Genomic DNA, 7,073 nt, shown 5'->3' on the forward strand with positions numbered 1-7,073 from the left:
CGAAACCTTGCGCCAGTTGGAGCAAGGAACTGTTGAGTGGGCAGACCTATTTTTTGGGCGTTCGGAAGTAGAAAGACGCCGTGCCCTCAAAAACTTGTCCTTACGCTTGCCCTGGCGACCTGTATGGCGTTTTATATACATGTATTTCCTACTGGGAGGCTTCCTGGATGGTCAAGCCGGGTTTACCTGGTGTACCTTACAAGCATTTTATGAGTATCTGATATTGGTCAAACTTTGGGAACTCAAGCATCCCATGCACCCTCCCTGTAGCCGTGTCATGCCCTCAACTTCCCAAGGCTCAAAAGACTCTGATGCTACCCAGGTCACTTCATCGTCATCCTAGTAGTCTTGATGTCAGATTAGGGTAGAATCAAAGAGATTACTATACCATTGGCTAACTAACTGAATTTGCTAACTAACTGATAAATCTAACATTTCATAGTAAAACTGGGTAGCAGCAATCCCCGCGTCTAATCACCGAGGAGTGTCAATTCCGATTCTCTATCTTTGTTAATCTATCTCTGGTAATATGTAAACAATAATACCGATTAGTCTGGTCAAAGGGAAAAAGCTGGTCTGATGTTAGTTCATGCCAGTAATAACCCTATAGCTAGTGCTGGTTAAAATCTAGTCATGGGTATAACGCCCTAATGTCTTCTTCATCTTGTAAAGCATTAACTAGCGCCAGACTTTGGAAGTGGTCTTCTAGATTGATGCAAACGGGCTACCGTTTTGTGGCAGTATCTAGAAACAAGATTTGGAGTAGCTAAAGCCAGCTCCAAACTCTAGAACGGCAAGGGAAAACAGGTGTAATTCCACTGTTAAAACTTACCTTTAAAGTATTTATTCTCCAAAACCAAAAAAGATCAGGAGGGAGAATGTTAGCCATGGGTCGCCATGCCTAGGGTTAACTATTGAGAACAGTTAATGGGTGCAGCTTAGGTTTTCCCTATGATATAGCTTACCATGGGTGAAAGCAACCTCGCTTTACTCCTACTCCACCTACTTTAAAATTAGTGTCTGTAGCGTGCGCCTATGCGCAATATAACCAACTATCCGACCATTGAGGAGTCTAAAGTCAGGATATTCGAGTCAGATTAATTGATTGTCAAGGAATTTTTCCCTTGAAATCCTCGAAAGAATCTAATAATCGTTCTGTATAGTCCCACTAACATAGCTGAATTATTATGATGAAAACTGAATTCTATATCCTGTCTCATTCTCATAGGCGAGTAAATTGATTAGAACGAACTGAGGTATACTAGTCTATAACGGCTATATCCACCTTGGCATTTTTTCACCCACTCCAAAAAAAGTGGCTATAACAAGGTAAGCTATCAGCTATCAGCGTGTCGCGTATCAGCTATTAGCGTGTCGCGTATCAGCCAAAAGGCCTGTAGCAACGGTACCGGAACAGTTTATGCCCATAGCGCACTCTACACCGAACAGCTTTTGAATAAAATACGCTGACGGCTGATGAATAAAATACGCTGACGGCATTAGGCTGAATGCTTACATAAAAAGTTGGAAGAGTAGTAGGGAATTGAGGTGGCTAGTCAAAAATTTTATTCAGTTATAAAAAGGAGAATCTGTGCTCTGTGTTCGAGGGCTTGAAGCAGGATCTAAAAAATGACCTAATTGCGGGGATTCTAGTGGTAATTCCCCTGGCTACCACAATCTGGCTGACGATTACAATCGCCAACTGGGTGATAAATTTTTTAACTAGAATTCCCAAACAAATTAACCCTTTTGATAATCTCCACCCCATCTTAGTAAATTTGCTTAATTTAGCAGTGGGACTGACAGTCCCACTACTATTTATTATGCTGATTGGCTTAATGGCACGCAACATTGTTGGACGGTGGTTGCTAGATTTGGGTGAGAAAATATTGCAGGCGATTCCCTTAGCTGGCTCAGTATACAAAACCCTTAAACAGATTTTGGAAACCCTTTTACAGGATTCTAAAACTAAGTTTAGTCGGGTGATTTTGGTAGAGTATCCTCGCCAAGGAGTCTGGGCGATCGCTTTCGTCACAGGTGTTGTCAGTGCACAACTCCAATCCCACATGAATCGCCCGATGTTGAGCGTTTTCATACCTACTACTCCTAATCCCACCAGTGGCTGGTATGCTATGGTTCCTGAACAGGACGTCATTAATCTTTCGATGTCCATCGAAGATGCCTTTAAAGTATTGCTCTCAGGTGGAATTGTTAGCCCAGATAACCCGGGAATCCCAATTAACCTACAGCAGCCTCCTGAAAAGCAACCATTGGAAGAACCATTGCCTGAGATGATACAGCAGGTTTTGCCAACAGAAGAAACCTAATCTTTTTGGGTAAAAGGACAAAATTAGCTAAGGACAAAAAATGCAACCTCGCAGAATTGCCCGTGAACTGGCTCTTTTGAGCATCTCTCAGATGCCCAACTCACCAGAGCGGTTGGATACACAACAACTGAATAATCTGGTGCTGGCGGCTATTCGTACCCTGACTGGAGAAATTCAAGAGGCTTTAGAAACGGCGGCGGCTGAATTGAAACGGGGTAGCGATCGCATTCTTGAAAGTGAAACTCGTGCTACTGATGTACGTAGTGCTAGAGCAATGGTAACGGATGCAATTGAGTTAACTGAGAAAGCGATCAATCACTTGGGAAGTGCGGTAGAGATTCCCGAAATTGTCCAGTTGTCTAATACGGTTGAAGTCCGTAGCTATACCCTAGAAATTCTCAAAGCTGTCAGTCGTAGACAGCTTGAGATTGATCAGATGTTGAACCAAGCCCTTAAAGATTGGCAACTGAAGCGCTTACCTCGTATTGACCGGGATATTCTGCGCATGGCTGTGGCGGAAATTTCGTTTTTAGGTATCCCAGACCGAGTCGCAATTAATGAAGCAGTGGAACTGGCTAAACGCTACAGTGATGAAGAGGGACACCGTTTTATTAATGGTGTTTTGCGTCGTGCCAATGAGTTGATTAAAACTCAAGCTCTAACACAATAGCGGAGGGAGTAGGGAGTAGGGAGTAGGGAGTAGGGAGTAGGTAGTAGGGAGTAGGGAGTAGGGAGTAGAGAGGGTAGTGGTAAAGATGTAGTGATTTGGCTAGGGTCTGGTCAAGGTAACGGGAGCTAAAATCACTACTTGTGTAGCACTACCGTAGAGATGAGGAGTATCGGGAATAGAATAAAATTCGGCTAATAGGCAAGACTATATTAGAAAATTAATAATATTAACTCAAATATCGATAAAATTAAGACAAACGCTTGGGGATTAGCCTAGGGCTAAGCACTCAAAACCTAAATCAAATATTGAATATATATAGTTAATTGACGCCATAGTCAAGTAAGGGTAATGGTCTTTAATTGGTTCCACCGAAAGTCTGATGCTAGCGCAGGGTCTGCTGAGAAAAAGGACTCTGATACATCTCAAGTAGAATCGGAACAAAAGGCAACAGAGCAACAACCAATAGACCAAGCTGATTCTAAATCTGTCCAAGAGTCATCCTCAGCAGCAGCTGAGGATTACCTGAGTTGGGCAAAAGCTGCCTACAAAAATGTTCAAAAGCAACAAGTAGATCAATCTCCAGAGACAGACACTACTGAAAGTAAGCCAGTAGATGATACAACGGCTCAGCCAGCAGCAACGGCTACGGCGGAAAAACCTCAAGAATCACAAGAGACTGAATCTCCAGCGGCTGAAACATCCGAAGGGTCTGAGGAAACTGACACGACAGTTGCGGCTGAGATAGGTCAGATAGCTGTTGAAGAAGAATCACAAGCACAATCACAAGCACAATCACAAGCACAATCACAAGCACAATCACAAGTAGAAGAGTCTACGGTTAGTGAAGCTTCGGTAGATACTGCTGAAACGGTTGAACCAGTAACCGAGCAATCTTCTGATCAGATGGTAGAAGAGGTAATATCAAAACCATCGGATTCAGTTAAGTCTAATCATGACTCATCTATAGGTATGACCTTGGTTGAGAATAAACCAATCCCTGAATCAGATGCCTTGACAACTGATATAGCTCCATCAGCTGAGACAACAGAGGAAGAAACGCCTGCTTCTGGCCCCAGTTGGGCCCGTCGAGCAAGCACTAACCGACTAGCACGACTGGAACGTCTTAAGGAAACAGCTATTGAAACCCCTGAACCGGAACCCGAAGTGGCAACTGTGATCGAGGATGAAGGGGAAGCAGAGATAGATCAAGATATGCTGGGTCTGGCCTTTGATGATGGGTTCTTGTGGTCAGCAGAAGTGTTGGCATCTCAAGGAAGAAGTCCTGAGGATATCTCCATCGAGGAAATTAGCTGGCTCAAGCAACTGCGCCAGGGATTGGGCAAAACTCGTCGTGGCTTGATTAACCAAATAAAGGCGATTGTGGGTCAAGGCCCGTTGAATCAAGACGCGGTAATGGAGATTGAGGCGCTGCTGTTACAAGCAGATGTAGGAGTTGAGGCGACTGACTATATTATTGATACTCTACAAGCTAAGTTGCGGGAGGAGTCTCTACCAGCAGAAAAAGCGATCGCATATCTCAAACAAATCATCAGAGATTTGCTAGAGCAACCTTACAGTAACAATTACAGCCGGATCTTTGCTCCAGAAAACGATACCTTGAATATCTGGCTGATGACTGGAGTCAATGGTGCTGGCAAAACTACTACTATTGGTAAACTCGCTAACTTAGGTCAGAAGTCAGGCTACCGTTGTTTAATTGCAGCAGCAGATACCTTTCGAGCTGCGGCTGTGGAACAAGTTAAGGTTTGGGGAGAGCGCAGTGGTACTGAAGTGATTGCTAATCCTGGTAAGAATACTGATCCAGCTGCTGTTGTGTTTGATGGCATTAGTGCTGCCCAATCTAGAAATACGGAATTACTGTTGGTGGATACAGCAGGACGATTGCAAAATAAGAAAAATCTAATGGAGGAATTAGCGAAAATTCGACGAATTGTCGCTAAAAAAGCCCCAGATGCCAAAGTTGAATCGTTGCTAGTGCTGGATGCTACCTTAGGTCAAAATGGTTTACGTCAAGCACAAGTCTTCTCAGAGGCGGCAAAACTGAGTGGAGTGGTATTGACAAAATTGGATGGAAGTGCCAAAGGTGGTGTCGCTTTAGCAGTAGTGCGGGAACTAGGCTTACCGATTCGGTTTATTGGTGCAGGGGAAGGGATTGAAGATTTGCGGCCTTTCTCTAGTTATGAATTTGTGGAAGCGTTGCTGAGTGGCTAAGCTGGTTATGACAGCAAGGGAGTAGGGAGCAGGGAATAGGGAACAGGGAGCAGAGGGATAGGGTTTGACGGTTTTGCTTCGTTTTGCTTCTCACTGAATAATATCCAATATAAATGGACAACAGTTTAGTAATGTAATGACTAAGTTGTCCATACTTCTTGTGGAACCAAAAAAATACAATTGCTAAAAAACGCGATCGCTAAAATCTCGGTCATCTAAAAAACGCGATCGCTAAAATCTCGGTCATCTAAAAAACGCGATCGCTAAAATCTCGGTCATCTAAAAAACGCGATCGCTAAAGTCTCGCTCATCTAAAAAACGCGATCGCTACTGTCTCGCTCATCTAAAAAACGCGATCGCTAAAATCTCGGTCATCTAAAAAACGCGATCGCTAAAGTCTCGCTCATCTAAAAAACGCGATCGCTACTGTCTCGCTCATCTAAAAAACGCGATCGCTAAAGTTTCGCTCATCAATGATAAGGCAGCTTGTAGTTGATTCGATTTTAATGGAATTGGCGGTAGGCCAAGCTACGCCAAGGCAAATTCCCCATCACGCTGAAATCACTTCAAAATCAGAAATCGTCTCAATCCACACCCGTGCTCCACAATCTAGTGGATTGTCCGGACGGTACATCACCCGACAAGGGCCATTGACCTCCACCGTATGACCGTAAACATTTTTAGAGCCTCGCTTCACCGTAATCACAGGATTACGCTCCCCGGTCTTGAGATTTTGGCGAATGACTTTCTGATTAACGTGGATCACAGCCTTAGTGTAATTTGTACGCTTTGACCAGTTCCGTTTTGGTCCGCGAGTGCCAGGGGTGACCACCGGCATACCATCAAACAACGGAATCACCCAAGTTCTGCCCACCTTATAAGCGCCTTTAACTCTGCCTTTGCCCAGAAGGTAACGGACGCGAGTGGCAGAAACACCGAGTAATTCAGCGGCTTGTGCAGTGGAAATCATCATGGGGAGTAAACCATTGCTTTAACGATATTGTTATTTTAACACACTTTTTATGAAAAGGCAAGGGTATGGTAAAACTATTGCATTGTCGCAATTTACAGCCAGAGGATATGGGTGTATTGGGTGTAGTAAGTTAAAAAATATAAAAGGGTGCTATAAAAACTATTGCATTGTCGCAATTTCTCATCTGGTGGGATGTATGGAGTTTATAGGGTAAATAATATTAATACTATAAAAAGGTGGGAAAAACTATTGCATTGTCGCAATTTCTCATCTGGTGGGATATATGGAGTTTATAGGTATTGTGGGGGTCTTAAGTTAAGAGGGTTATCAAAAACTATTGCATTGTCGAAATACTAACTCTTGCCTCTTCACTGCTCCCTGCTCCCTGCTCCCTGCTCCCTAAAAACCCAGGACTTTGTACCTAACCGAATAGAAAACCGCTTTATGCACACTTTGGCTTTTTTGTCAATTCATAACTCTTAAAATTTATCGATTGTTTCGGGGAAATTAGGTTTTTCAAATGAGATGTAAACAGAGGATTGCTCTAACAGGGAACAGAAAACAGCTAAAAGAGAATAGTAGGAAAGGGCTCCAGGATTTTTTGATGTGATCAGAAATCAGCCTTAGTGTTCATGACCTCTTTGGAAAGGGGTTATTTTCTCTGATGAAAGAATAAAAGATTAGATTAAAATTGTCTCTAGTTGGTTCCTCTTGTTCAGGATTGTGGTATACTATTATCAAATAAACTATACTCAAAGTAAATAATCTTAAAAATATAGCTAGTTGTTATGGCTTGGCTAGACAAGTTGTTGTTACCCCAATTACAACCCTGATAGCTGATCTTACTATCTAGTATGATCAGCTATCAGGA

The 7,073-nt window shown here is 43.1% G+C and carries 4 protein-coding genes and 1 pseudogene; 4 read left to right on the forward strand and 1 reads right to left on the reverse strand.

The features are described from left to right. From F6J94_RS27230 to ftsY, 4 genes and pseudogenes are all read left to right on the forward strand, one after another. Nucleotides 1-343, forward strand: a pseudogene (locus F6J94_RS27230) (glycosyltransferase family 2 protein); the annotation flags it as partial. A gap of 1,255 nt (nucleotides 344-1,598) precedes the next feature. Next, complete coding sequence (locus tag F6J94_RS27235; protein ID WP_293046021.1) at nucleotides 1,599-2,327, forward strand: DUF502 domain-containing protein; 729 nt, start codon at nucleotides 1,599-1,601, stop codon at nucleotides 2,325-2,327. A 40-nt stretch (nucleotides 2,328-2,367) separates the two neighbouring features. Further along, complete coding sequence (nusB, locus tag F6J94_RS27240; protein WP_293028650.1) at nucleotides 2,368-2,997, forward strand: transcription antitermination factor NusB; 630 nt, start codon at nucleotides 2,368-2,370, stop codon at nucleotides 2,995-2,997. 348 nt (nucleotides 2,998-3,345) lie between these two features. Further along, nucleotides 3,346-5,229, forward strand: coding sequence for a signal recognition particle-docking protein FtsY (gene ftsY / locus F6J94_RS27245; protein WP_293046023.1), 1,884 nt, complete (start codon nucleotides 3,346-3,348; stop codon nucleotides 5,227-5,229). A 550-nt stretch (nucleotides 5,230-5,779) separates the two neighbouring features. Here the strand turns inward: ftsY and F6J94_RS27250 are convergent. Next, nucleotides 5,780-6,202, reverse strand: coding sequence for a helix-turn-helix domain-containing protein (locus tag F6J94_RS27250; RefSeq protein ID WP_293030190.1), 423 nt, complete (start codon nucleotides 6,200-6,202; stop codon nucleotides 5,780-5,782). Nucleotides 6,203-7,073 lie beyond the last annotated feature (871 nt).

The organism is Moorena sp. SIO1F2, assembly GCF_010672755.1.
Lineage (GTDB): Bacteria > Cyanobacteriota > Cyanobacteriia > Cyanobacteriales > Coleofasciculaceae > Moorena.

Bases quoted from the DNA above. Each gene is read 5' to 3' on its own strand.
- nusB (WP_293028650.1), top strand. From the start codon at position 2,368: ATGCAACCTCGCAGAATTGCCCGTGAACTGGCTCTTTTGAGCATCTCT.
- ftsY (WP_293046023.1), top strand. From the start codon at position 3,346: ATGGTCTTTAATTGGTTCCACCGAAAGTCTGATGCTAGCGCAGGGTCT.
- F6J94_RS27250 (WP_293030190.1), bottom strand. From the start codon at position 6,202: ATGATGATTTCCACTGCACAAGCCGCTGAATTACTCGGTGTTTCTGCC.